General features: G+C 75.3%; 22 protein-coding genes. 11 read left to right on the top strand and 11 right to left on the bottom strand.

Annotated features, from left to right (window positions below; translation table 11 throughout):
- The first annotated feature begins 84 nt into the window (after positions 1-84).
- Together ACF053_RS18040 and ACF053_RS18035 are read left to right on the top strand one after the other, a co-directional pair.
- Positions 85-702 carry a spherulation-specific family 4 protein gene (locus ACF053_RS18040; RefSeq protein WP_391954790.1) on the top strand — a complete coding sequence of 206 codons (618 nt, stop codon included), beginning with the start codon at positions 85-87 and terminating at the stop codon, positions 700-702.
- Positions 699-1,532, top strand: coding sequence for an endo alpha-1,4 polygalactosaminidase (locus ACF053_RS18035; protein WP_391954789.1), 834 nt, complete (start codon positions 699-701; stop codon positions 1,530-1,532). Before ACF053_RS18040 ends, ACF053_RS18035 begins: the two co-directional genes overlap by 4 nt.
- A 79-nt stretch (positions 1,533-1,611) precedes the next feature.
- Here the strand turns inward: ACF053_RS18035 and ACF053_RS18030 are convergent, their stop codons facing one another.
- Entirely contained in the window at positions 1,612-2,412 is an 801-nt protein-coding gene (locus ACF053_RS18030; RefSeq protein ID WP_391954850.1) for an adenosylcobinamide-GDP ribazoletransferase, read from the bottom strand.
- Between the two features lie 80 nt (positions 2,413-2,492).
- Between ACF053_RS18030 and ACF053_RS18025 the strand changes: the two genes are divergently transcribed.
- Positions 2,493-3,359: a hypothetical protein gene (locus tag ACF053_RS18025; protein ID WP_391954788.1), complete on the top strand. Its 867-nt coding sequence runs from the start codon at positions 2,493-2,495 to the stop codon at positions 3,357-3,359.
- 844 nt (positions 3,360-4,203) lie between these two features.
- Here the strand turns inward: ACF053_RS18025 and cobT are convergent.
- Complete coding sequence (gene cobT / locus ACF053_RS18020) at positions 4,204-5,295, bottom strand: nicotinate-nucleotide--dimethylbenzimidazole phosphoribosyltransferase (protein ID WP_391954787.1); 1,092 nt, start codon at positions 5,293-5,295, stop codon at positions 4,204-4,206.
- A gap of 30 nt (positions 5,296-5,325) precedes the next feature.
- Complete coding sequence (locus ACF053_RS18015) at positions 5,326-6,525, bottom strand: bifunctional adenosylcobinamide kinase/adenosylcobinamide-phosphate guanylyltransferase (RefSeq protein ID WP_391954786.1); 1,200 nt, start codon at positions 6,523-6,525, stop codon at positions 5,326-5,328.
- 92 nt (positions 6,526-6,617) lie between these two features.
- Here ACF053_RS18015 and ACF053_RS18010 point away from each other — a divergent pair, with 92 nt between their 5' ends.
- Positions 6,618-6,824: a hypothetical protein gene (locus tag ACF053_RS18010; RefSeq protein WP_058941316.1), complete on the top strand. Its 207-nt coding sequence runs from the start codon at positions 6,618-6,620 to the stop codon at positions 6,822-6,824.
- 212 nt (positions 6,825-7,036) lie between these two features.
- On the opposite strand, the gene ACF053_RS18005 is transcribed toward ACF053_RS18010, so the two are convergent.
- The 4 genes from ACF053_RS18005 to ACF053_RS17990 all read right to left on the bottom strand — a co-directional run bounded on the left by ACF053_RS18005 (position 7,037) and on the right by ACF053_RS17990 (position 11,670).
- Positions 7,037-8,125, bottom strand: coding sequence for a S1C family serine protease (locus ACF053_RS18005; protein WP_391954785.1), 1,089 nt, complete (start codon positions 8,123-8,125; stop codon positions 7,037-7,039).
- 158 nt (positions 8,126-8,283) lie between these two features.
- Positions 8,284-10,155: an ABC transporter ATP-binding protein gene (locus ACF053_RS18000; protein ID WP_391954784.1), complete on the bottom strand. Its 1,872-nt coding sequence runs from the start codon at positions 10,153-10,155 to the stop codon at positions 8,284-8,286.
- A 124-nt stretch (positions 10,156-10,279) separates the two neighbouring features.
- Positions 10,280-10,963: a class I SAM-dependent methyltransferase gene (locus ACF053_RS17995; protein WP_391954849.1), complete on the bottom strand. Its 684-nt coding sequence runs from the start codon at positions 10,961-10,963 to the stop codon at positions 10,280-10,282.
- 110 nt (positions 10,964-11,073) lie between these two features.
- Positions 11,074-11,670, bottom strand: a complete 597-nt coding sequence (locus ACF053_RS17990; RefSeq protein ID WP_391954783.1) for a DUF3043 domain-containing protein — start codon at positions 11,668-11,670, stop codon at positions 11,074-11,076.
- 264 nt (positions 11,671-11,934) lie between these two features.
- Here ACF053_RS17990 and ACF053_RS17985 point away from each other — a divergent pair, with 264 nt between their 5' ends.
- The 5 genes from ACF053_RS17985 (at position 11,935) to ACF053_RS17965 (ending at position 18,764) form a co-directional block, all read left to right on the top strand.
- Positions 11,935-12,735, top strand: coding sequence for a PspA/IM30 family protein (locus ACF053_RS17985; RefSeq protein ID WP_391954782.1), 801 nt, complete (start codon positions 11,935-11,937; stop codon positions 12,733-12,735).
- A gap of 13 nt (positions 12,736-12,748) precedes the next feature.
- Positions 12,749-13,030, top strand: coding sequence for a PspA-associated protein PspAA (pspAA, locus tag ACF053_RS17980; protein ID WP_391954781.1), 282 nt, complete (start codon positions 12,749-12,751; stop codon positions 13,028-13,030).
- 544 nt (positions 13,031-13,574) lie between these two features.
- The gene (locus ACF053_RS17975) at positions 13,575-14,825 is read left to right on the top strand and encodes a sensor histidine kinase (protein ID WP_391954780.1); all 1,251 of its coding nucleotides are present in this window, start codon (positions 13,575-13,577) and stop codon (positions 14,823-14,825) included.
- Positions 14,822-15,523 (top strand): response regulator, encoded by a 702-nt coding sequence (locus ACF053_RS17970; RefSeq protein ID WP_391954779.1) that lies wholly within the window; start codon positions 14,822-14,824, stop codon positions 15,521-15,523. Before ACF053_RS17975 ends, ACF053_RS17970 begins: the two co-directional genes overlap by 4 nt.
- A 145-nt stretch (positions 15,524-15,668) precedes the next feature.
- Positions 15,669-18,764, top strand: a complete 3,096-nt coding sequence (locus tag ACF053_RS17965) for an efflux RND transporter permease subunit (protein ID WP_391954778.1) — start codon at positions 15,669-15,671, stop codon at positions 18,762-18,764.
- A 348-nt stretch (positions 18,765-19,112) separates the two neighbouring features.
- On the opposite strand, the gene nadA is transcribed toward ACF053_RS17965, so the two are convergent.
- The gene (gene nadA / locus ACF053_RS17960) at positions 19,113-20,291 is read right to left on the bottom strand and encodes a quinolinate synthase NadA (protein ID WP_391954777.1); all 1,179 of its coding nucleotides are present in this window, start codon (positions 20,289-20,291) and stop codon (positions 19,113-19,115) included.
- A 244-nt stretch (positions 20,292-20,535) separates the two neighbouring features.
- Here nadA and ACF053_RS17955 point away from each other — a divergent pair, with 244 nt between their 5' ends.
- Positions 20,536-20,892, top strand: a complete 357-nt coding sequence (locus ACF053_RS17955; protein ID WP_058941326.1) for a HesB/IscA family protein — start codon at positions 20,536-20,538, stop codon at positions 20,890-20,892.
- A gap of 129 nt (positions 20,893-21,021) precedes the next feature.
- On the opposite strand, the gene ACF053_RS17950 is transcribed toward ACF053_RS17955, so the two are convergent.
- Complete coding sequence (locus ACF053_RS17950) at positions 21,022-22,464, bottom strand: hypothetical protein (protein WP_391954776.1); 1,443 nt, start codon at positions 22,462-22,464, stop codon at positions 21,022-21,024.
- Positions 22,465-22,738: 274 nt separating this feature from the next.
- Positions 22,739-22,945 carry a hypothetical protein gene (locus ACF053_RS17945; protein WP_058941328.1) on the bottom strand — a complete coding sequence of 69 codons (207 nt, stop codon included), beginning with the start codon at positions 22,943-22,945 and terminating at the stop codon, positions 22,739-22,741.
- A 134-nt stretch (positions 22,946-23,079) separates the two neighbouring features.
- Between ACF053_RS17945 and ACF053_RS17940 the strand changes: the two genes are divergently transcribed.
- A complete protein-coding gene (locus ACF053_RS17940; protein WP_391954775.1) occupies positions 23,080-24,054 on the top strand; it encodes a carbohydrate kinase family protein in 975 nt (324 codons plus the stop codon).
- Positions 24,055-24,061: 7 nt separating this feature from the next.
- Here the strand turns inward: ACF053_RS17940 and ACF053_RS17935 are convergent, their stop codons facing one another.
- On the bottom strand, positions 24,062-25,450 hold the full coding sequence (locus ACF053_RS17935; RefSeq protein WP_391954774.1) for a cysteine desulfurase/sulfurtransferase TusA family protein: 1,389 nt from the start codon (positions 25,448-25,450) through the stop codon (positions 24,062-24,064).
- Positions 25,451-25,677 lie beyond the last annotated feature (227 nt).

Raw genomic sequence — 25,677 nt, 5'->3', positions numbered from 1 at the left:
CCCTGAGCGCCGACCGACCGCCGCTCCCGCCACCCGCCCGCCCCAGGACCACCAGCCCGTCCCGAACCACCCCGAGGCCCGCGCATGAACCTCCTCGTGCCGTACTACGAACACCCCGCCGACCGCCCGGCCGAATGGGACGCCCTCATCGCCGCCGCCCCGCTGCTGTACGGCGTCGTCCTCAACCCGGCCAGCGGCGCCGGCACCGCCCCCGACCCCGCCTTCGCGGACGTGGCCGCGCGGTTGCGCGCCGCCGGCGTGCGCGTCCTCGGCTACGCCGACACCGACTACGGCCACCGCCCCCACGCCGACGTCGTACGGGACCTGCTGCACCACCGCGACTGGTACGGCACGGACGGTGCCTTCCTCGACCAGGTCGCCGCCGACCCCGCGCCGCTCCCGCACTACCGGCGCCTCGCCGTCGCGGCCCGCGCCGCCGGGGCCACCACGCTGGTCCTCAACCACGGCACCCCGCCCGACCCGGCGTACGCCGCCCTCGCCGACCTGCTGGTCACGTTCGAAGGCCCGTGGGAGACCTACCGGGCCGGCGCACGCGACCGGCCCGTCGCCGACCACCACTGCCACCTCGTGTACGCGGCGCCACCGGACGCCCGGCTCGCCGCGCCCGTCGGGTGCGCCGTGCCCGGTGACGGGGCACATCCCTGGGGAACCCTCCCGCACGTACTGGAGCACCGCCGATGAGACGCCCGCCCCTCCTCCTGGTCGCCGCGGCCGCCCTGACCCTCCTCCTCGCCGGGTGCACCGACGCCCCCGACGACGACCCCGAGCCGCCGTCCCGCTCCAGCGCCGCCCCCACCCCGGGGGCGACGGGCGGCGTGTGGCGCCCCCGGCAGGGCGCGGCGTGGCAGTGGCAGCTCAGCGGCCGGCTCGACCCGCGGGTGGACGTGCCGGTGTACGACATCGACGGCTTCGACCACCCCGCGTCCGCCGTCGCCGACCTCCACGCACGCGGCCGCAAGGTCATCTGCTACCTGTCCACCGGCGCCTGGGAGGACTTCCGCCCCGACGCGGCGAAGTTCCCGAAGGCCGTGCTCGGCAAGGGCAACGGCTGGGAGGGCGAGCGCTGGCTCGACATCCGCCGCACCGACGTGCTGGAACCGCTGATGGCGGCGCGGATCGACATGTGCCGCGACAAGGGCTTCGACGCCGTCGAACCGGACAACATGGACGGCTACGACAACGACACCGGTTTCCCGCTGACCGCCGACGACCAGCTCCGCTACAACCGCCTCATCGCCCGCCTCGCCCACCAGCGCGGCCTGTCCGTCGGGTTGAAGAACGACCTGGACCAGATCCCGCAGCTGGTGCGGTACTTCGACTTCGCCGTCAACGAGCAGTGCGCCCAGTACGACGAGTGCGACGCCCTCGCGCCCTTCCTCGACGCGGGAAAGGCGGTCTTCCACGTCGAGTACGAGCTGCCCACCCGCGCCTTCTGCCCGTCGGCCGAGCGGACCGGGATGAGCTCGATGCTGAAGAAGTACGACCTGGGGGTCTGGCGCCGCGCCTGCTGACCGCCCTCGCGTGCAGGCCCCGCCGCGAGCCCGCAGGCCCGGCGCCGCACGCCCGGGCGCGAGCCCGCCCGCCGGGGCCTCAGCCGAGGGTGAGGGCCACCAGCGCGGCCGTCGCGGCCGTCTCCGCCACCGCGCCGAAGACGTCACCCGTCACCCCGCCGAGGCGGCGGACGCAGCGGCGCAGCAGCACCTCCGCCGCCCCCAGGGCGACCAGCGCGGCCAGGGCGTGGCGCACGGCGCCGTACGGCTCCGCCACCGTCCCGGCCGCCGCGCAGGCGGCCACGGCGAGCAGCGCCGCGGCGAGCGCGGCACGCGGCGGGACGGTCCCGGCGACCACCGCGCCCAGACCCTCGGGGCGGGCCGCGGGGACGGTGGCGCGGGAGGCGAGGGTGAGCGCGACCCGGGCGACCGTGCCGGCCAGCACGGCCGCGACGGCACCGTGCGCCCAGCCCTCCGCGTACAGCTGGTGGAGCGCCGCCACCTGGGCGAGCAGCGCGAACAGGAGGGTGACGACGCCGAACGGGCCGATGTCCGACCGCTTCATGATCCGCAGCGCGTCCTCGGCGGGCCGGCCGCTGCCCAGCCCGTCGGCCGTGTCGGCGAGCCCGTCGAGGTGCAGCCCCCGGGTGAGCAGCGCCGGTACCGCCGTGGAGGCGACCGCGGCGAGCAGCGGACCCGCGCCGAGCAGCAGGAGCAGGGTGCCGGCGGCGGCCGCGCCCACCCCGACGACGAGCCCGGCGACGGGCGCGCACAGCATCCCGGAGCGGGCGGCGTCGCGGTCCCAGCGCGCGACGCGCGCGGGCAGCACCGTGAGCGTGCCGAAGGCGAAGCGCAGACCGTGCAGGGGAGGGAGCGGGTCGGTGGTGGTCACCGCGCGCACACTAGTCGCCGCGGCCTCGCCCCGCCGCGCCCCCTCCGGCGCTACCTTGCACATGACGGTGCATACCGGACGGAGGTGGCATGGACTGGTTCACCCGCAACGTCGTCGAGCCGGGCAAGCTCCCGCTCCTCGTGGCGCTCGCGTCCTTCGTGCTGACCTTCCTGATCACCCGGACCGTCACCCGGCTCATCCGGGCCGGCCGCGGACCCTTCCGCAACGTCACCACCGGCGGGGTGCACATCCACCACGTCGTCCCGGGCGTCGTCCTCACCCTGGTGGGAGGTTTCGGCGCGCTGGGTGCGCTGGGCTCGGGCAGCCACACGGCGGCCGGCCTCGTCTGCGCGGTCGCGTTCGGGGCCGGCGCCGGGCTCGTCCTGGACGAGTTCGCCCTGATCCTGCACCTCGACGACGTCTACTGGACCGAGCAGGGCCGCAAGAGCGTGGAGGCCGTCGTCCTCACCGCCGCCCTCGTCGGCCTCGTCCTCGGCGGCTTCTCACCGCTCGGCGTGGACGCGCTCACCCCCGAGGAGCGGCAGGACCGGGCGAACCTGCTCGCCACCCTGGGACTGAACGTCCTGTTCGTGGCGGTCGCCCTGCTCAAGGGCAAGTTCCGCATGGCCGTCCTCGGCACGCTCCTGCCGTTCGTCGCCGTCGTCGGCGCCCTGCGGCTGGCCCGCCCCGGCTCGCCGTGGTCCCGGCGCGCCTACCGCAACCGGCCGCGCGCCCGGGCCAGGGCGGGGCTGCGGGCCTACCGTCACGACCGCCGCTGGGTCCGGCTCGCCCGCAGGTTCCAGGACGTGGTGGCGGGCTTCCCCGACCGCCTGCCGTCCGTGACCCGCGACGGCCACGGGCCGGGGACCGGTGACGGCGACGGGCCGGGGACCGACGAGGGCGACGGGCGGGTGAGCGGTGACGGGCGGTGGACCGGTGACGGCGACCGGCGCTGACGCCGGAGCACCACCCCGTACCCGGCGACGACCACCGCGATGGCCGCGAGGTGCTCCTTGCCCGCCAGGTTCGGCTTCACGACCACCTCGACCACCATGGCGGCGATCACCAGCCAGCCCGTGAGCCGGGCGCGGTACCGCCAGCACACGAAGACGGCGAGGCCCACCACGGCCGCCGAGGGGCCGGTGTCGACGACCCGGGCGTCCGACGCCGGCAGGCCGAGCCCCAGCGGGGCGTCGGGCCCCAGCGCGATCCCCACCCGCGCGTACGTCGTCCCCGCCAGCGTCGCCGTGTACGCGATGAGCAGCGTGCGCGCCCGGCCCAGGCAGACCTCCGCGAGGCCGAACACCACCAGCACCTGGGCGAGCGCCCCCCACACCGGCAGGTCGAGCGCGGGCACGAAGAGTGACAGCGGGGTGCGCAGCAGCGCCTGCCACAGGGGGTCCTCGGCACGCACCGAGCCGAGGGCCTGCACCGGACCGTACCCCCACGGCTGGTTCTGCACCAGCTGGAACAGCGACGTCAGGCACACCGCGCCGAGCGTGAGCGCCACCGCCCGCCAGCCGCGGTCGCGCAGGGCCGCCCGTACCGTGCCGAACAGCGCGCCCCACTCCCGGCGGGCGAACCCCTCCAGGGCCGGTCTCACCGCACGCCCCCCGCGCAGCCGTCGCCGCGGAGCCCCGTGCGGCGTCCCCCTCGCCCGCCGGCGGTGTGCCGCGGGCCTCGTCGTTCGGTGCTCACACCGGGCCTCTCCGTGAAACGTGCGCCGTCGCGGGGCGTCGCGTTCCACGGCCGGCCACGGGTGCGGCCTTCCCGCTCCGCGGGGCGGCCGCACCCGTGACGTCAGTCCGAGCCGCCCTCCGGGCCCGCGTCCGGCCCGGCGGGCTGGTCAGGCCGTACCGGCAGCTCCGCCGCGAGCGCCGCGGCGGCCTGGACGAGGGGGAGGGCGAGCAACGCCCCGGTTCCTTCCCCCACAGTGACGCCGTGGTCCAGCAGGGGGTTGAGCGCCATCCGGTCCAGCGCCTTCGCCTGCGCCGGCTCCCCGCTGACCTGGCCCGCGAGCCACCAGTCCGGTGCCCGGAACGCGGCCCGCTGGCCCACCAGGGCACACGCCGTCGACACCACGCCGTCCAGGATCACCGGCGTCCGCCGCACCGCCGACTGGAGCAGGAAGCCGGTCATCGCCGCGACGTCCGCGCCGCCCACCGCGGCCAGCAGCTCCAACTGGTCGCCCAGGACCGGCCGCGCCCGGCGCAGCGCGTCGCGGACGGCGGCGCACTTGCGCATCCACGCGAGGTCGTCGATGCCGGCGCCGCCTCGTCCGGTCACCACCGAGGCGTCCGTGCCGCACAGCGCGGCGATCAGGGTGGCGGCGACCGTCGTCCCGCCGACGCTGAGGTCGCCCAGGACGACCAGGTCGGTCCCCGCGTCGGCCTCCTCGTCGGCGACGGCCATGCCGAGCCGCACGGCCCGCTCGGCCTCCTCCACCGTGAGGGCGTCCTCGACGTCGATCCGCCCGCTGCCGCGCCGCACCCGGTGCCGCACGACCTCCTCGGGCAGCAGCTCCGGGGCGCAGTCCAGGCCCGCGTCGACCACGCGCACCGGCACGCCGGCCCGCCGCGCCAGCACGGCCACGGGGCTGGAGCCGTCCAGCACGGCGCGCACCAGCGTGTGCGCCGTCCCGGCGGGCCGGCCGGAGACGTCGAGCTCCGCCACGCCGTGGTCGGCGGCGAACAGCACCACCCGCGGCCGCTCCACCGCCCGTACCGGAACGGCGCCCTGCGCGGCGGCCAGCCACTCGCCGAGCTCGTCGAGCCGGCCCAGCGCGCCGGGTGGGACGCCCAGCCGCTCCCGGCGTTCCTCGGCGTCCCGGCGGACGCCGCTGTCGGGACGCTCGATCAGTTCGGAGAAGTCGTCGAGATTCAGCCTGCTCATTCGCGGAACAGTACCGGGCGCGGACGACGCTCATCCGCGCAGCACGAGCACCTGCCCGGAGACGGCCAGCAGCACCTGCTCGCACTCGTCGGCGAAGGCCGCGTTGAGCCGCCCGAGCTCGTCGCGGAACCGCCGTCCCGCGGCCGTCGCGGGCACGACGCCGGCGCCCACCTCGTTGGTGACGGCGACCACCGTGCGGGTCGTGGCGCGGACCGCGGCGACGAGTTCGTCGACCCGCTCGCGCAGCGCCTTCTCACCGGTGCGCCGCCACGTCTCGTCGTCCCAGGCGCCCACCCGGTCCATCGCGTCGGTCAGCCAGAGGGAGAGGCAGTCGACCAGCAGTGGGGGCCCGTCCGCGGCGAGCAGCGGCGCCACCTCGCAGGTCTCCTCGGTGCGCCAGGAGCCGGGCCGGCGGTCGCGGTGGACGCCCACGCGCGCCGCCCACTCCTGGTCGCCGTCGCGCGTCCCGCCCGTCGCGACGTACACGACGTCGGGGTGGGACTCCAGACGCCGCTCCGCCTCCAGGGACTTCCCGGACCGCGCACCACCGGTGACCAGCGTGCGACGGGGGAGCGGCGGCGCCTCCCGGTACGCGCCGACGGTCACCGTCGTCCCGTCGGCGAGGGCCCGCGCGCCCGCCGCGGCGAGCCGCCGGTCCAGCTCGCGCCCCTGCGGCACGTCGTGGTCGAGGTGGACGGCGACGACGTCCGTGTCCCGCCCCACCGCGCCCGTGGCCCGCAGCCGGGCGAGCGCGCCGGGCCGCCCGGTGACGTCGGCGGCGACGAGGTCGTACGGGCGCCGCTGCTCCACCGCCCCGGCCGGGGCGCCGCCCGGCGGCAGGTACAGCAGGCGGGGGCCCTCGGGGGAGGTCACCTCGTACCCGGTGCCCGGGCCGTCGATCGCCACGGCGCGGACCCGGTGCCCGCTGATCAGCGTCAGCTCGCGCCCGTCGGGGACGCGGCCCGCCGCCGGCAGCCCGGCCGGCAGCTCCACGGGCGGACCGTCGTGGGGGTGGGTCAGCAGCACCTGCCGCACCCCCGACAGGGTGTGCCCCGAGCGGGCGGCGGCCAGGGCGGCGCCCGGGGTGAGGTCGAGGAGCAGGGCGCCGTCCACGAGGAGGGACGTCGCGGCGCGCGCGTACGGTCCCCGGGCCGTGGCGCACACGGCGCAGGGGCAGCCGGGTCGGGGCAGTCCGGCGGGGGCGCCGGTGCCGAGCAGGGTCAGTTCCACGGTGCCGATCCTCCCGCGAGCCCCGCGCGGCTGCTCGCCCGGCTACGCTGCGGGCAGGAAAGACCACAGGTGGCTGTGATCGGGAGGCGCACATGGCGTGGACGTGGCGGTTCGAGAAGTCCGACGGCACGGAGGTCGAGCCGGCGGTCAGGCCGGAGGAGTTCACCACCCAGGGCGACGCCGAGTCGTGGATCGGCGAGCAGTGGCGGGACCTGCTGGAGGGCGGCGCGGACCAGGTCACCCTCTTCGACGACGGCACGAAGATCTACGGCCCCATGCCCCTGGACGCCGAGGGCTGACCGCCGGGCCCCCGGGGCGGCCGGCCCCGCGCCGAGGGCCGACCGCCCCGCGGCCGGGGTGACCCGCCCGGAACCCGAAGCCGATCGCCCGCTCCTCGGAACCGGTGGCCCGGTACGCGGGGCCGACGGCCGTCCCGCCGGGAGCCGCCGTCCCGCCGGGATCCGCCGTCCCGCTCCGGCGGGGCGCGTGCCCGCGGCGCGGCAGGGCACCGTCACACCTCGCCCAGCGTCGCCGTGGCCGTGCGGCTGCGGCCCTCCCGCTGGTAGCGGACCTGCACCCGCTGCCCGGGTTCGAGCGCGGCGAGCGCCTCCAGCAGCGACGTGATCGTCGTGATCTCCGCGTCGCCCAGTCGGGTGATGATGTCGCCCACGCGCAACCCGGCCGCCTGCGCCGCCCCGTCCTCCATCAGCCGCTCCACCGCGACGCCCGTCGGACGGTAGTCGTCGTCGAGGACCGTGCGCCCGGAGATGCCGAGCGCCGCCCGCCCCGAGTCCCGCACGCTGCCGAACCGCACGATCTGGTCGGCGATCGTGCGCACCATCGACACCGGGATCGCGAAGCCGATGCCGGCCGCCGCGCCGCCGCCCACCTCCGGGTCGACCGCCGCGAGGGTGGGGATGCCGATGACCTCGCCGTCGAGGTTGGCCAGCGCGCCCCCGCTGTTGCCGGGGTTGATCGGCGCGGACGTCTGCACCATGTTGGCGATCGTCGCGCCCGTACCGCCCCCGGAGCGGCTCTCGCTGACGGTGCGTCCGATCGCCGAGACGATGCCCTGGGTGACGCTCCCGGTGAGCCCGAGCGGTGACCCCATGGCGAGGACGATCTGCCCCACCTCGACTTCCGACGAGTCGCCGAACCGCGCGGGCCGGACGCCCTGGGGCGGGGGGCCCTCCAGCTTGATCACGGCGAGGTCCTGCTCGGGGTAGCTGGAGACGAGCCGCGCGGTCAGCGGCTGCTCGAGCGTGGCGACGGTCACCCGGAAGGTGCGCTCCGCGCCGACCACGTGCGCGTTGGTCACGATGTGGCCTTGGGCGTCGTAGACCACGCCCGAGCCGAGGCCCTCGCCCGCCTCGATGGTGACGACGGACGGCAGCACGTCCCGGATCACGGTCTGGTACTCGCTCTGCAGGTCGGCCGCCTGCCGCGGCGCCGCGGCCCGGGGCGTCGCCGTCGCCCGCGGACCCGCGGCGGCCGGTCCGGCGGGCGGTGGGGTCGAGCAGCCGCCGAGCAGGGCGGCCGCGCACACCGCGGCGACGAGGGACGGCGCCAGTGCGCGGACGCGGGGAACGAGGGCTTCCATGTCCGGAGTATCCCTTTCATCCTGTGGCTCCTGCCCGCGCAGCGCATCCGATAGGGGCTCGCCCGCGGCGGGATCCGGCGTGGTGCCGCCGCCCCGGCCCGATGCCGTGCTCCCCGGAGGCGCCCGGGAGGTCCCGCCCGGCCGGCGGGCGGACGGCGCTACGTTCCGGACACCTCCCGGTCCCGCGACGCCAGGAACTGGGTCGCGGCCAACTCGCCGTACAGCGGGTCCCCGGCCACCAGCTCCTCGTGGGTGCCCACCGCCCGTACGCGGCCACCGTCCATGACCACGATCCGGTCCGCCAGCGTCACCGTCGACAGCCGGTGTGCCACCACCAGGACGGTCACCTCCCGCGCCACCTCGGCGACCACGTCCCGCAGCGCCTGCTCGTTCACCGCGTCCAGCTGCGACGTCGCCTCGTCGAGCAGCAGCAGCCGCGGCCCGCGCAGCAGCGCCCGGGCGACGGCCACCCGCTGCCGCTCGCCACCCGACAGCTTCGACCCCCGGTGCCCCACCACGGTGTCCAGGCCGTCCGGCAGCCGCTCCACCAGCCCGTCCAGCCGGGCCCGCACCAGGACCTCCCGGACCTGCTCCTCCGTGGCGTCCGGCGCCGCGAACAGCAGGTTCTCGCGGAGCGTCCCGGCCAGCACCGGCGCGTCCTGCTCGACGTACCCGATGGTCCCGCGCAGCTCGGCGACCGGCCACTGGCGCACGTCCCGGCCGTCCACCAGGACCCGGCCGCCGGTGGCCTCGTAGAACCGCTCGACCAGCCCGAACACGGTGGTCTTGCCCGCGCCCGAAGGCCCCACGAACGCCGTCATACCGGGCCCGGGCACCTCGAACGACACACCGTGGTGCACGTACGGCAGGTCGTCGCGGTAGCGGAAGGAGACGTCCTCGAAGACGACGGACGCCGGCCCGCGCCCGCCCCCCGCGGCCCCCGCCACGGCCCCCGCGGCCCCCGCCACGGCCCCCGCGACCGCCGCCGCGGCGCCCGTCGGCCCGGGGGCGGCGTCCTCGACCTCCAGCCGCTCCGCCTCCTCGATCCGGGCGATGGCGGCCGACCCCACCTGGTACTGCGTCACCGCCTGCACCAGCTCCGAGACCGGCTCGATCAGGTAGAAGAGGTACAGCAGGAACGCGATCAGCTCCGCGACGGTGATCGTCCCCGCGGCGACCCGCGCCCCGCCGATGCCGAGCACGGCCAGGAACGACACCTGCACCGCCAGGCCCACCGAGGACCCGGCGACGGCCTGCCACTTCGCGGCCTTCACCCCGTGCCGCCACGCCTCCCGCGCCGCCGCCTCCACGACCGCCGTCTCACGCGCCTCCGCGCCCGACGCCTTGACCGTGCGGAACGCGCCGAAGACCCGCTCCAGACGGCTGGAGATCTCGCCGACCGCGGCCTGCGAGCGCCGCGTGGCCTCGGCGATCCGCGGCATGGCGAACGCGAACGCGCCACCGATCAGGACGATCACACCCAGGGTGGTGCCGAGCAGCACGGGGTCCATCAGCGCCATCATCACCAGGGTGGCGACGAAGCCCAGCCCTCCGGTGACGGCGGAGACGACCGACTCGGTCGTGACCGCCCGCAGCAGTGTCGTGTCCGAGGTGATCCGGGACATCAGGTCGCCGGGCTGGGTCCGCTCCACCTCGGGCAGCCGCAGCCGCAGCAGCCGGCCGACGAGGGAGCGGCGGGCGGAGAGGACCACCGACTCGGCGGTGCGCTCCAGCAGGTACGAGCCGGCCGCCTGGATCGCCGTCCCGGCGACCACGAGCGCGGTGAGGCCCAGCAGGATCCCGGTGATCGGCTCGTCCCGGCCGAGCCGTTCGACGAGCGCCTTCGCGGCGAGCGGCTGCGCCAGCCCCGCCACGGTCCCGAAGAGGGCGAGCAGGGTGCCGAGGGCGACGACCGCGCGGTGCGGCCGGAAGTGCCGGTACAGGGCCCGCCAGGTCTCCCGGGCGGGCAGCCGCGGGGTGGTGTCGGTGTCGGGCGGGACGGCGGCGGGTTCGGTGTCGGTGATGCTCACGCCGACGAAGACGCGGAAACGCGGCCCGCGCCTGTCCGGCGACCGGCATCAGGCCGGATCACGCCCCCCGCGCGCTGCCGGCCGCCCCCGCACCCCCGGTGCGTCCGTCCGCGCCGCGCGCCCGTCAGCCGCGCACGCCGCACAGGTGCAGCAGCGCCGCGACCCGGCGGTACGGCTCGGTACGGCCCGCCCGGTCCTCGGCCGCCAGCAGCCGCTCCAGCTCGTCGGCGGCGGGCAGTCCCCGGTCCGGCGGCACGGACTCGGTGAAGACCCGCACCCCGTACCACTCGTGCAGCGGCGCCGCGATGCCCGCGAGCGTCGCGGTGAGCGTCTCCAGCCGGTCGGCCCGCACCCGCGGCCCGGGGCCGCCCGCGTCGGTGTCGGAGTCGAACGCCGCCAGGGTGCCCGGCCAGTCCCCGGCCAGCCCGGGCCGCATGGCCAGGGCGTCGGCGTTCCGTACGAGCAGGGAGAGCAGACCGCCCGGCGCCAGCATCCGGGCGAGACCGGCCAGGACGGCGTCGGGTTCGTCCACGTACATGAGGACGCCGTGGCACAGCACCACGTCGAAGCTGCCCGGCAGGAAGTGGACGCCGGTCTCCCGGCCGTCCCCCTCGATCGTCCGGAACCGCTCGCGGATCCCGGCCGGCTCGGTCGCCAGCGCCTCGCGGACGGCGCCCAGCATCTCCGGGTCGGACTCCAGACCGGTCACCGTGTGCCCGGCCCGCGCCAGGCGCAGGGCCTGCGTGCCCCGGCCCATGCCGACGTCGAGGATCCGCAGCCGCTGCCCCACCGGGTAGCGGGCGCCCATCTGCTCGTCCAGCTGGCGCGCCACGAGCTCCTGGCGGACCGTGTCGCGCAGCCCCCCGACCCCGTCCAGCCACCCGGCCGACGCGCCCCCGGGTTCCGACAGCGTGGTACTCAGGGTCGCTCTCCCCGTTTGACCTGCGGCTTCGGCAGCCGCAGCCGGCGCATCTGGAGCGAGCGCATCAGCGCGTACGCCACGGCGCCGCGCTTCGGCTCGTTCGGGAAGCGCTGCTTGAGCTGCTTCTTCAACCGGATCGACAGACCGATCGAGTCGACGACGATCAGCACGATCACGCCCAGCCACAGCATGGTGGCGATCGTCTGCATCTGCCCGGCCTGGATCAGCGACAGGACGAGGATGACCACGGCGAGCGGCAGGAACATCTCGGCGACGAAGAACCGCGAGTCGACGAAGTCACGGACGAAGCGGCGCACGGGGCCGCGGTCACGGGCGGGCAGGAAACGCTCGTCGCCGGTGGCGAGTGCCTGCCGCTGGCGGGCCAGGTCGGCGCGGCGCGCCTCGCGCTGGCGGCGCATCGCCTCCTTGCGGTCGAGCGTCGGCGTCGACGCACGGCGGCGCTGGGACTGGGCCTCACTCCGCTTCGGGGTAGGTCGGCCCTTGGGGGCCTGCGGGTGGCGGGGCTGCGTGGAGAGGTCCGCCGTCACCTTGCCGGTGAGGGCCTTCTCTTCCTTCGAACGGCTACGGAACACAAATCCCAAGGGTACGGGGTGCCGGGTGTGGACCCCACCCCCGTGGGGAACGATCCGGCAACGGCCCGCGTCCCTTACCGGTGCGTCCCCGCACCGGATCCCGGGGTCGTCTACTCCCCGGGCCGGAGACGGGCCGCCCCGCACTCGTCCTTGGGGAGGAGCCCATCGGCCCCCGAACAGTGCGGTAATGGATGTGGGGCCCGTACTGTGGGTTCTGTCGGAGTGCTGCAGCCGAAGTCGGTCAGAAGGGGGCGCGCGAAGCCCATGAGCGGTGTCATGAAGCGTATGGGGATGATCTTCCGCGCGAAGGCGAACAAGGCCCTGGACCGGGCCGAGGACCCGCGCGAGACCCTCGATTACTCGTACCAGAAGCAGCTGGAGCTCCTCCAGAAGGTCCGCCGCGGCGTGGCGGACGTGGCGACGTCCCGCAAGCGCCTCGAACTCCAGCTCAACCAGCTGCAGGGCCAGTCCGCCAAGCTGGAGGACCAGGGCCGCAAGGCGCTGGCCCTCGGCCGTGAGGACCTGGCCCGTGAGGCGCTGTCCCGGCGGGCCGCGCTCCAGCAGCAGGTCACCGACCTGGAGACGCAGCACCAGACGCTGCAGGGCGAGGAGGAGAAGCTCACGCTCGCCGCGCAGCGGCTGCAGGCCAAGGTCGACGCCTTCCGCACCAAGAAGGAGACGATCAAGGCCACGTACACGGCGGCGCAGGCCCAGACGCGCATCGCCGAGTCCTTCTCCGGGATCAGCGAGGAGATGAGCGACGTCGGTGTCGCCATCCAGCGCGCCGAGGACAAGACCGCGCAGCTCCAGGCGCGCGCGGGCGCCATCGACGAACTGCTCGCCTCCGGCGCCCTCGACGACCGGTCGGGGCTGGCGAAGGACGACATCCAGGCCGAGCTGGACCGCCTGTCGGGCGGGACGGACGTGGAGCTGGAGCTGCAGCGCATGAAGGCCGAGCTCGCGGGCGGCACGACGCCGCAGCAGGCCATCGAGGGCGCCGACGGCACGCAGCAGGGCCAGGGCCAGGGCCGGCCGGAGGCACGGCCGAGGTTCGACAAGCAGTGAGGACGGGCGCGTCATGATCGTTCGGATCATGGGGGAGGGCCAGGTGAGGTTGGCCGACGGCCACTTCGCCGAACTGGACCGGCTCGACGACGAACTGCTCGCCGAGATGGAGACCGGTGACGACACCGGTTTCCGCCGGACCCTGCACGCGCTGCTGGGCAGGGTCCGCGAGCTGGGCGAGCCGCTGCCGGACGACTCCCTGGAGCCGTCCGAGCTCATCCTCCCGGCACCCGACGCGTCCCTGGAGGACGTGCGGTCCCTCCTCACGGACGACGGCCTGATCCCCCCGGCGTGAGCCCCTGACGGCCCCGGGCAGGCACCACGGCGCGGCCCCGGGCGGCCGGCCCCGCGCCCGGGCGTCCGCCGCCCCCACCCGCGCGCACCGCGCCCGCCACGCCCCCGTACGCCACGGGTACCGCGTCCACCACACCGCATGGGCCGCCGCCCAGCGCACCGCACCAACCGCCGGCCCACCGCACCGCACCAGCGCAATCAGGCCACCGCCCCACCCATCCCACCGACCCGGCGCACCGCATGGCCCGGTGCTGTACACCGGACCGCACCAGCTGCCGCCCGCTCACCGCGCCGGCCGCCGACCCACCGGACCCACCGCGCCGGCCGCCGACAGGCCCGGCACATGCCGCCCGCACCGCGCCGACTCCGCCAGGTCACCGCACGGCCGCCGCCCGCTTACCGCACCCGCCTCCGCCGGCCCCCTCCGTACCGCACCCACCTGAGCCGGCCCTCCGGACCCCACCCCGCCCCACCCCGCCCCGCCTCCGGCGGGCCGGGCGTACCGGCCCGGTGGCTGTCGGGGCCGGCTGGCTTACCCTCTCGGTGTGCCGGCACAAGGAAACGCCCTCACCCGCGCCCGCGACCGGCTGCGCGCCCACCCGGTGGCCTGCGACGCCCTGATCGCCGCCGCCGTCCTCGCGGCGATGGTCCTCGGCTCCTTCGTCGACCCGCACGGCGACGGCACCGGTCCGACGTTCGGCATCCGCACCCCCGGCCCGGCCAGCGTCGTCCTGATGGTGCTCGGCGCGGCCGCCCTCGTGGCCCGGCGCCGGGCGCCCCTGCGGGCGCTGGCGGTCACGGGCGCCGTGACCGTCGCCGAGTTCGTCGCGGGCGACCCGCCCGCGCCCGTCGCGATGAGCGCCGTCGTCGCCCTGTACACGGTCGCCTCCCGCACCGACCGCCCCACCACCTGGCGCGTCGGCCTGGCGACGATGACCGTGCTGACGGCCGTCGCCATGTCCTTCGGCTCGTCCCCCTGGTACGCGCAGCAGAACCTCGGCGTCTTCGCGTGGACGGGCATGGCGGCCGCCGCGGGCGACGCCGTCCGCAGCCGCCGCGCCTTCGTCGACGCGATACGGGAACGGGCCGACCGCGCCGAGCGGACCCGCGAGGAGGAGGCCCGGCGCCGCGTCGCGGAGGAGCGCCTGCGCATCGCCCGCGACCTCCACGACGTCGTCGCCCACCACATCGCCCTGGTCAACGTCCAGGCCGGGGTGGCCGCGCACGTCATGGACAAGCGCCCGGACCAGGCCAAGGAGGCGCTGGCGCACGTCCGGGAGGCCAGCCGGTCCGCGCTGGACGAGCTGCGCGCCACCGTCGGACTGCTCCGCCAGTCCGGGGACCCGGAGGCGCCCACCGAGCCGGCGCCCGGCCTCGCCGTCCTGGACGACCTGCTGGACACCTTCCGCAACGCCGGCCTCCCCGTGCGGCTCGCCCGCACCGACCAGGACACCCACCTGCCCTCCGCCGTCGACCTCGCCGCGTACCGGATCATCCAGGAGGCCCTGACCAACGTCCGCAAGCACGCGGGCCAGGGCGCCACCGCCGAGGTGAGCGTCCTGCGGGTGGGCCGCACCGTCGAGGTCACGGTCCTGGACGACGGCACCGCCCCGGTGCAGGCCGTCGGCGCGCCGGGGGCCGCCGGGGCTCCGGGCGGGCACGGCCTCGTCGGCATGCGCGAGCGGGTCGGCGCGCTGGGCGGCGCGCTCACCGCGGGACCCCGCTACGGGGGCGGCTTCCGCGTCCAGGCGATACTTCCCCTCACCACGCGCGGCGGGGAGGACGGAGCCACATGACGACCACCGGGCCGATCAGGGTGCTGCTCGCCGACGACCAGGCGCTGCTCCGCAGCGCCTTCCGGGTGCTCGTCGAGTCGGAGCCGGACATGGAGGTCGTGGGGGAGGCGTCCGACGGCGCCGAGGCCGTCGCCCTGGCCCGCGCGACCGGACCGGACGTCGTCCTCATGGACATCCGCATGCCGGGCAGCGACGGACTCGCCGCCACCCGGGAGATCACCTCCGACCCGGCCCTCGACCGCGTCCACGTCGTCATGCTGACCACCTTCGAGGTCGACGAGTACGTCGTGCAGTCGCTGCGCGCCGGCGCCTCCGGCTTCCTCGGCAAGGGCGCCGAGCCCGACGAGCTGCTCAGCGCGATCCGGATCGCCGCCGCCGGCGAGGCGCTGCTGTCGCCCGCCGCGACCAAGGGCCTCATCGCCCGGTTCCTCGCCCAGGGCGGCGGCGAGCCGGGCGGCGCCGACGGGGCGGGCGGCCGCGCCGAACGGCTCTCCGCGCTGACCGGCCGCGAGCGCGAGGTCCTCGTCCACGTCGCCGCCGGGCTGCCCAACGACGGGATCGCCGAGCGCCTGGAGGTCAGTCCGCTCACCGTCAAGACCCACGTGAACCGCGCCATGGCGAAGATCGGGGCCCGCGACCGCGCCCAGCTGGTCGTCTTCGCCTACGAGTCGGGGTTGGTACGTCCAAGGGTGGAGTGACCGCCCGGCCCGCGTACTCCGGGCGCGGTACGCGCGGCGCCAGGAATGGACCTGGGGGCGAGGGATCGCCCCTCCGCGATGGCCGATGGTGTGGGGGAGCACCCACCACGTCGAGCCACACCGCGGAAGAGAGACACGAGACGCCATGTCCTGGCTGTCCAGATTCAGCCTCGCCCAGCGGGCCCTGATAGGCCTGATGTCGATCGTCGCGATCGTCTTCGGCACGATCGCCATCCCCCAGCTCAAGCAGCAGCTGCTGCCCTCCATCGAACTGCCCATGGTGTCGGTCCTCGCGCCGTACCCCGGCGCCTCCCCCGACGTGGTCGAGAAGCAGGTCGTCGAACCGCTGGAGGCGTCCCTGGAGGCCGTCGACGGCATCAAGGGCGTCACCGCCACGGCGAGCGAGGGCAACGCCCTGGTCATGGCGACGTTCGACTACGGCGACGAGGGCACCAAGCAGCTCGTCGCCGACGTCCAGCAGGCCGTGAACCGGGCCCGCGCCCAGCTGCCGGAGGACGTCGAGCCGCAGGTGATCGCCGGCTCGACCGACGACATCCCGACGGTCGTCCTCGCCGTCACGTCGGACAAGGACCAGCAGGCCCTCGCCGACCAGCTGGAGCGGACCGTCGTGCCGGCGCTGGAGGACATCGACGGCGTCGGACAGGTCTCGATCGACGGTGTCCAGGACCTCCAGGTCTCCGTCACCCCCGACGTCCGGAAGCTCGGCGCGGCCGGCCTCACCACCGTCCAGCTGGCCGACGCGCTGCGCGGCGGCGGTGCGACCGTGCCCGCCGGCTCCTTCTCCGAGGCCGGCGAGAGCCGCACGGTCCAGGTCGGCGGCGGCTTCACCTCGCTGCGGCAGATCGAGGACCTGCGGATCAAGCCCGCGAAGGGCGCCGCGGTCCGCCTCGGCGACGTCGCGACCGTGCGGCAGGAGGAGTCCCGGCGGGTCTCCCTCACGCGCACGAACGGCAAGCCGAGCCTCGCCGTCATGGCCACCATGGACAACGACGGCAGCGCCGTCGCCATCTCCGAGGCCGTCGAGGACAAGCTGCCCGGACTGCGCGCCGACCTGGGCGCGGGCGCCGAGCTGACGGTCGTCTCCGACCAGGGCCCGGCCGTCTCGAAGTCCATCTCCGGCCTCACCACGGAGGGCGCGCTCGGCCTGGTCTTCGCCGTCCTCGTCATCCTGGTGTTCCTGGCCTCGATCCGTTCGACGCTGGTCACCGCGGTCTCCATCCCGCTCTCCGTCGTGCTCGCCCTGATCGTGCTGTGGACGCGGGACCTGTCCCTGAACATGCTGACGCTCGGCGCGCTCACCATCGCCATCGGCCGGGTCGTCGACGACTCGATCGTGGTCCTGGAGAACATCAAGCGGCACCTCGGCTACGGCGAGGAGCGCCAGGCGGCGATCCTCACGGCGGTGCGCGAGGTGGCGGGCGCCGTCACCTCCTCCACCCTCACCACCGTGGCCGTGTTCCTGCCGATCGGCCTGGTCGGCGGCATGGTGGGCGAGCTGTTCGGCTCGTTCTCCCTCACCGTCACCGCGGCCCTGCTCGCCTCCCTCCTCGTCTCGCTGACGGTCGTGCCGGTCCTGTCGTACTGGTTCCTGCGCGCGCCCAAGGGCACTTCCGCCGACCCGGACGAGGCCCGGCGCGCGGCGGAGGAGAAGGAGAGCCGCAGCGTCCTGCAGCGCGCGTACGTCCCCGTGCTGCGCTTCGCGACGCGCCGCCGCCTCACCAGCGTCCTGATCGCCGTCGTCGTCTTCGTCGGCACCCTCGGCATGGCCCCGTTGCTGAAGACCAACTTCTTCGACCAGGGCGACCAGGAGGTCCTCTCCATCAAGCAGGAGCTGCCCGCCGGCACCAGCCTGGAGGCGGCGGACGCCGCGGCCAGGAAGGTGGAGGCGGTCCTCGCCTCGACCGACGAGGTGAAGGACTACCAGGTCACCGTGGGCTCGTCCGGCTTCATGGCGGCCTTCGGCGGCGGTACGGGCGCCAACCAGGCGTCCTACCAGGTGACGCTGACGGACTCCGCCTCCTACGAGCGGGCCCGCGACCGGATCGACGCCGGGCTGGGCAAGCTGGACGGCATCGGCGACACGACGATCGCGGCGGGCGACGGCTTCGGCAACCAGGACCTGAGCGTCGTGGTGAAGGCCGCGGACGCCGCCACCCTGAAGAAGGCGTCCGAGCAGGTGCGGGCCGAGGTGGCCGAACTCGACGACGTCACCGACGTGCAGAGCGACCTGTCGCAGTCCGTGCCGCGGGTCTCGGTGCGGGCCGACGCCCGCGCCGCCGAGGCGGGCCTCAACGACGCCGCGCTGGGCATGGCGGTCGCCGAGGCCGTGCGCGGCACCCCCGTCGGCAAGGCGGTCCTCGACGACACCGAGCGCGACGTCGTCATCACCTCCGCCGCCCCGGCGCGGACCCTGGCCGAGCTGCGGCAGCTGCCGCTGGGCCCGGTGAAGCTGGGTGACGTAGCGGACGTGAAGCTGGTGCCGGGCCCGGTGTCGATGACCCGCATCGACGGCTCCCGCGCCGCGACCATCACGGCCAAGCCGACCGGCGACAACACGGGCGCGGTCAGCGCCGACCTCCAGGCGAAGATCAACGCGCTGGACCTGCCGGAGGGCGCCACGGCCTCCATCGGCGGGGTGTCGGAGGACCAGGAGGAGGCGTTCGCCAACCTGGGGCTGGCGATGCTGGCGGCCATCGCGATCGTCTTCATGCTGCTGGTGGCGACGTTCCGCTCGCTGGTCCAGCCGCTGATCCTGCTGGTCTCCATCCCCTTCGCGGCGACCGGCGCCATCGGTCTGCTGATCGCCACCGGCACGGCGATGGGCGTCCCCGCGATGATCGGCATGCTGATGCTGATCGGCATCGTCGTCACCAACGCGATCGTGCTGATCGACCTCATCAACCAGTACCGGGCCCAGGGGCTCGGGGTGATCGAGTCGGTCGTGGAGGGCGGCCGCCACCGCCTCCGCCCGATCCTCATGACGGCCCTGGCGACGATCTTCGCGCTGCTCCCGATGGCCCTGGGCATCACGGGCGAGGGCGGCTTCATCGCGCAGCCGCTGGCGGTCGTGGTGATCGGCGGTCTGATCACCTCCACGCTCCTCACGCTGCTGCTGGTGCCGACGCTGTACGCGATGGTCGAGCTGCGCAAGGAACGCCGCCGCGCGAAGCGCGAGGCGAAGGTGACCCGCACGGAGGAGAAGACCCTGGCCAACGCCTGACCCGTCCGACCGGCAGACGGCGTCCGGCCGGGGTGGGGCCGTGCCGGGGTCGTCCCCGCAGGGGTCGGCGGCGACGGGCGGGTCCCCCGGCCGGGACCCGAGGTATCCGACCCCGGGGAGACGCCCCGGAGGGGCCCCGACGGGCACCGGCCACCCGACGAGCGGCCCCCCGACGGGCCGGCCACCCTGGCAGGCGCCGACCTCCCCCAGAGGCCCGGCCACCCCGGCAGCGCCGGCCGGCCGCGAGGCCGGCAAAGAGCCCGAGGGGCGCCCCGCGCACTGCGGGGCGCCCCTCGGGCGTCGTCGTGCGGGCGTGCCGCCGACCGCGGCCGCCGACCGCACCACCGGTTACGGCAGCGCCAGCATCCGCTCCAGCGCCAGCTTCGCGAAGCTCTCCGTCTCCGGGTCGACCTGGATGCGGTTGACGAGGTTGCCCTCGGCCAGCGACTCCAGCGCCCAGACCAGGTGGGGCAGGTCGATGCGGTTCATGGTCGAGCAGAAGCAGACGGTCCGGTCGAGGAAGACGATCTCCTTGCCCTCGCCGGCGAAACGATTCGCCAGACGCTGGACCAGGTTCAGCTCCGTGCCGATCGCCCACTTCGAGCCGGCCGGGGCCGCCTCCAGGGTCTTGATGATGTACTCCGTCGACCCCACGTAGTCCGCCGCCGCCACGACCTCGTGCCGGCACTCCGGGTGGACGAGCACGTTCACGCCGGGGATGCGCGCGCGGACGTCCTCGACCGAGTCCAGCGAGAAGCGGCCGTGCACGGAGCAGTGCCCGCGCCACAGGATCATCTTCGCGGCGCGCAGCTCCTCGATGGTCAGCCCGCCGTTCGGCTTGTGCGGGTTGTACAGCACGCAGTCGTCCAGGGACATGCCCATGTCGCGGACCGCGGTGTTCCGACCCAGGTGCTGGTCGGGCAGGAAGAGGACCTTCTCGCCCTGCTCGAAGGCCCAGTCCAGGGCGCGCCGGGCGTTCGACGAGGTGCAGATCGTGCCGCCGTGCTTGCCGGTGAAGGCCTTGATGTCGGCGGAGGAGTTCATGTAGGAGACCGGGACGGTCGCCTCGGCGACGCCGGCCTCCGTCAGGACGTCCCAGCACTCCGCGACCTGCTCGGCGGTGGCCATGTCGGCCATCGAGCAGCCCGCGGCCAGGTCCGGCAGGACCACCTTCTGGTCGTCGCCGGTCAGGATGTCCGCCGACTCGGCCATGAAGTGCACACCGCAGAAGACGATGTACTCCGCCTCGGGCCTGGCCGCCGCGTCACGGGCGAGCTTGAAGGAGTCGCCGGTGACGTCCGCGAACTGGATGACCTCGTCGCGCTGGTAGTGGTGGCCGAGGACGAAGACCTTGTCCCCGAGCTTCTCCTTGGCCGCGCGGGCGCGCTCCACCAGGTCCGGGTCGGACGGCGAGGGGAGGTCGCCGGGGCACTCCACGCCCCGCTCGCTCTTGGGGTCGGCCTCGCGGCCGAGCAGCAGCAGGGCGAGCGGCGTCGGCTGGACATCCAGGGGCTGGGCGGTGGTCACGTCACGCACCCTTTCTACTGAGCCTTTTCGTCTAATTGACGCTATCTATCATAACCGCTTCACGTCACTTTGACGATGTCCATAGTGTCGATGTGACGCATTCGCCCTCGACGGCTCGGTGCCCGGTTCACGGGCCGTGTGCGAGCATGAAGGGGAAGAACCGGGCGCGGCCCGGAATGAATCGGCGACCCCGCCGGTTGCACCCGTCGGCAAGCAGTCTCCGAACAACCCGGGAGAAAAGCAGATGTCCGTATCGGACGAGAAGACCACTGTCAGTGACGGCATCATCCTGTCGGACGCCGCCGCGGCCAAGGTCAAGGCCCTGCTCGACCAGGAAGGCCGCGACGACCTGGCGCTCCGCGTCGCCGTTCAGCCGGGTGGCTGCTCCGGTCTGCGCTACCAGCTCTTCTTCGACGAGCGCTCCCTCGACGGCGACGTCGTGAAGGACTTCGACGGCGTCAAGGTCGTCACCGACCGCATGAGCGCCCCGTACCTCGGCGGTGCCTCCATCGACTTCGTCGACACCATCGAGAAGCAGGGCTTCACGATCGACAACCCGAACGCCACGGGCTCCTGCGCCTGCGGCGACTCCTTCAGCTGACCGGTCGACGGCCCGCCGGCCGTCCCGTCCCGCCGTCGGCCCCCGGACCTCCAGGTCCGGGGGCCGACGGCGTACGTGCACCGGCAGGCCCGCGCCGGTACGCCTGCACCGGCAGGCCCGCACCGGTCCTCAGCGCCGGGCGGCGACCTTGCGGAGCGGTTCGCCGCTCTCCGCGTCCACCACGGCCCGGCCGCCGACCGGCGCGTCCAGCGTCACGGTGACGTGCACCGACACCGCCATGCTGATGCACGCCCCGCCCCTGTCGTTCGGCACCTCGAACAGCCGCAGTCCCACCTCCGTGGCGCTCTCCTCCGCCCGCACGACGTACCTGCTGCACGGGCTGCCCTCGAACGACACCCGCAGCTCCCGTGCCCCGGCCTCGGGCCCCTCCAGCGCCAGACCCGCCGCCGGCGGGTGCTCGTCGAGTCGCTCCAGCGGCACCGCCGGGTGGCTGAAGCGGACCGTCCGCCCGTTCTCCTCGGCCACGAACAGCCACGCGGGCACGAGCGTCGCCCCGCTCCCGAGGGGGTAGGCCGCCAGGCCCAGGACGACCTCGCGGATCGTCACGACGTCCTCGGCGCGCTTGGGCGTGCCGGTCTCCGGGTCGCACGGCCCGGTCGTCGGGCCGACCGCACCCGTACCCGTACCCGCACCCGTCGCGGCGGGCGCGCCACCGCCCTCCAGCGGTACGGGGGAAGCGCAGTCGCCGGCCCCGGACCCCCCGTCCCGCGTGCCGAGGCTGCCCTGACCGGAGGCGTTGAGATCCCGTACCGCCTGCTCGGCGTCGGTCACCGGCAGCGCCTCGTCGCGCACCAGGGTGGCCAGCCTGCCCTCCGCCGCCACGATCCCGCCGCCGCCGTCCACGGTGAACTCGGCCGCGTACCAGCGGGTCGGCAGCCCGCCGACCCGCGGGTGGGCGACCACCCGGCCCGCCTCCACGTACACGGCGGCGTCCGCGTGGCCGAGCGCCTTCAGCATCGGGACGACCGCCCGCTTCGCGGCCTCCTCGCCCACCCGCCCGTCCGTCGGGTCCCCGGGGCAGTGCTTGCCCTTCGGGCAGTCGTCGGACCGCGGCCCCTGCGCCACGTACCGCCAGTGGCCCGACTCGTCCAGCGTCAGCTCCGGCCCCGAACCGTCCTTCTGCGGGCCGACGCGCCACTCTCCCCGCGCCTTCACCGGCGTCGCCGCGAACCCGAGCGCCCGCGCCAGCCGCGCCGCGTCCGCCTCCGTGACCTTCCGCGCGTCCCGGTACGCGTGCGCCCGCTCGGGCGCCTCCGGCAGGGGGCCCGCCACCCGGTACCGCCCGCCGCCGTTCGGGTCGGGCTCACCCGGCGCGATGCCCGGGGGAGTGCCCGGCGACGTGCTCGCCCCCGGGGCCGGCGTCCCGGCCGGGCCGCCGCGCGGGTCGGTGACGACCGTCCGGCCGGCGGCCTCCCCGCGGTCGTCGCCGGCCGCGGCGACGGCGAGGTACGTGCCGCCCCCGCCCACCAGCACCGCAGCCGCCACCAGGGCGGCGGCGAACGGCGGGCGCCGTCGGCCGGTACGTGCGTCAGTGCTCTGCGTCTCGCTCACCGCAACGCTCCTTCGTCGGTCCTCGTCCCCTTGCGTATCCCCTCCGGACGGGAGACACGGGTGGGACGGGGCGGACGGGCGAGCGGTTCCCCTGCGGGGCGGCGGCATCCGGCGGAACGCGTCACCGACCCGGGCGCGCGAGGCGGCGGCCGAGCCCAGGACCCCGCCGGGCGGCCCCCGACCGGGCGGCCTCCCCGTCAGGCGGCCTCCCCGCCGGGTGCCAGCCGGCGCCGGACGGCCTCGCCGGGGAGTGGGGCGGCCCCGCCGGGCGCCGTCAGCCGCCGTACTCCGCCGTGGCGTCGATCAGCCGGGCGGACGCGGGCTCGACGACGACCCCGTGGATGTGCGACGGCGGCACGGGCGCGGGGGCGGGCTCCCGGGGGGCGGACCAGTGCGGCGCCATCCTCGCGGACGCCCCGCGCAGCTCCGCCAGGGTGGACTCGGACTCCGGGCGCTCGCGCGACACGATGTGGTTCGACATACCGGCACCGTACGCACAGCCCGACACGACCGAGAAGACCTACTATCGGGTAGTTTCCGCTGTTCACCGCCGCCGTCCGAGCCGGTAGCGTGAACCGTCAACGCCGTCTCCCCGCCCCGCAGGAGCATCCCGCCGTGCGTATCGCAGTCACCGGCTCCATCGCCACCGATCACCTGATGACCTTCCCCGGCCGCTTCGCCGACCAGTTGGTCGCCGACCAGCTGCACACGGTCTCCCTCTCCTTCCTCGTCGACAACCTCGACGTGCGCAGGGGAGGCGTCGGCGCGAACATCTGCTTCGGCATGGGCCAGCTGGGCACCCGCCCGATCCTCGTCGGCGCGGCCGGCTCCGACTTCGACGAGTACCGCGCGTGGCTCGACCGGCACGGCGTGGACACCGACTCCGTGCGGATCTCCGAGGTCCTGCACACCGCGCGCTTCGTCTGCACCACCGACGCCGACCACAACCAGATCGGCTCCTTCTACACCGGCGCCATGAGCGAGGCCCGGCTCATCGAGCTGAAGGCCGTCGCCGACCGCGTCGGCGGCCTCGACCTGGTCCTCATCGGCGCCGACGACCCCGAGGCGATGCTCCGCCACACCGAGGAGTGCCGGACCCGCGGCATCCCCTTCGCCGCGGACTTCTCGCAGCAGATCGCCCGGATGAACGGCGACGAGATCCGCACCCTCCTCGACGGCGCCACGTACCTCTTCTCCAACGAGTACGAGAAGGGCCTCATCGAGTCCAAGACCGGCTGGAGCGACGAGGAGATCCTCGGCCGCGTCGGCCACCGCGTCACCACCCTCGGCGCCCGCGGCGTGCGCATCGAGCGGACCGGCGAGCCCACCATCGAGGTCGGCTGCCCCGACGAGGAGGCCAAGGTCGACCCGACGGGCGTCGGCGACGCCTTCCGCGCCGGTTTCCTCTCCGGCCTCTCCTGGGGCGTCGGCCACGAGCGCGCCGCCCAGGTCGGCTGCATGCTCGCCACGCTCGTGATCGAGACCCTCGGCACGCAGGAGTACACCCTGCGCCGCGCCCACTTCATGGAGCGCTTCACCAAGACCTACGGGGACGCCGCCGCCGCCGAGGTCCGCGCGCGCCTCGCCTGACCGGGCGTCACACCAGCCGGCGGACCGTGAAGGCCGCGCCCCGGTCCGCCGGCTCCTCGCCCACGTACTCCTGCCCCCGCATGGCGCACCACGCCGGGATGTCGAGCCGTGCCGCCGCGTCGTCGGCGAGCACCCGCACCGTCCCGCCCACCGGCACGTCGCCGATCACCTTCGCCAGCTCGATCACCGGGACGGGGCACCGCTTCCCGAGGGCGTCCACCACGAGCCCGCCCCCGTCACCCCCCGCGGCCGCCGCCGGCGCGGACACCGGCGCCCCGAGCCGCTCCCGCACGCCCGCCACCACACCCGGCAGCAGCCGGAGGAACCGCTCCACGTCCGCCTCCGCCGCGTCGAGCGGCAGGGAGACGCGGACGTTCCCCTCCGACAGCACCCCCATGGCCCGCAGGACGTGGCTGGGCGTCAGCGTCGAACTCGTGCACGACGAACCGGACGAGACGGAGAAACCGGCCCGGTCCAGCTCGTGCAGCAGCGCCTCCCCGTCCACGTAGAGGCACGAGAACGTGACCAGGTGCGGCAGCCGCCGCTCCGGATCGCCCACGACCTCCACGTCCGGCACCGACTCCGCCACCCCGACCCGGATCCGCTCCACCAGCCCCCGCAGCCGCGCCGCCCCGGCCGCGGCCTCCTCCCGCACGGCCCGCAGCGAGGCCGCGGCCGCCACGACGGCCGGGAGGTTCGGGAAGCCGGCCGACCGCCCCGCCTCCCGCTCGTCCGCCGGACCCGCCGCCGCGAACCGCACCCCCTTGCGCACGGCCAGCAGCCCCACGCCCGCCGGCCCGCCCCACTTGTGGGCGCTCGCCGCCAGCAGCGACCACCCGGCCTCCACCGGCCCCCACGCCAGCGACTGCGCCGCGTCCACCAGCAGCGGCACCCCGGCCTCCCGGCAGGCTTCCGCCACCCGCGCCACCGGCTGCTCGGTCCCCACCTCGTGGTTGGCGGACTGGAGGCACGCCAGCGCCGTGTCCGCCCGCAACGCCCCCGCGTACGCCTCCGGGTCGACCGCCCCGGACCGCCCCACCGGCACCCGGGTCACCGTCCCGCCGGCCGCCTCGTGCGCGGCCGCCGCGTGCAGCACCGAGGAGTGCTCCACCTCCGACACCACCAGGTGCCCGCCCACCCGGCGCCGCCCCGCGAGGGCGCCCGCGACGCCGGAGTGGACCGCGTGCGTCCCCGAAGGGGTGAACGTCAGCTCGTCGGGGCGACACCCCACCGCCTCCGCGGCGGCCTCCCGCGCGGCGTCCAGCAGCAGCCGGGCGCGCCGCCCCTCGCGGTACAGCCGGGCGGGATCGGCCCACCCCTCGTCCAGCGAAGCCTGCAGCGCCTGCCGGGCGACGGGGTGGAGGGGGGCGGAGGAAGCGACGTCGAAGTAGGCCACGTGGCAACGCTAACCCCGACCGTCCCAGCGGTGAGGCACTCCTTCCGCTCCCCGCGCCGGGTGGCCCCCGCAGGTGGCCTCGGGGGCGCCGCGCCCGGGCCTCCGCACGGGATCCACCATGCCCGCGACCTGCGCACACAACCCGAAAGAGGGGTCCGGCGGCGCGTTGGGCACCCTCCCCGCGCGACGCCAAATAGCGTCCAGTAGGGTTTGGTCCGCATAAACAT

It is taken from the genome of Streptomyces kanasensis (genome assembly GCF_043077165.1).
GTDB lineage: Bacteria > Actinomycetota > Actinomycetes > Streptomycetales > Streptomycetaceae > Streptomyces > Streptomyces changanensis.
This window is presented reverse-complemented; position numbering and strand designations above follow the sequence as displayed.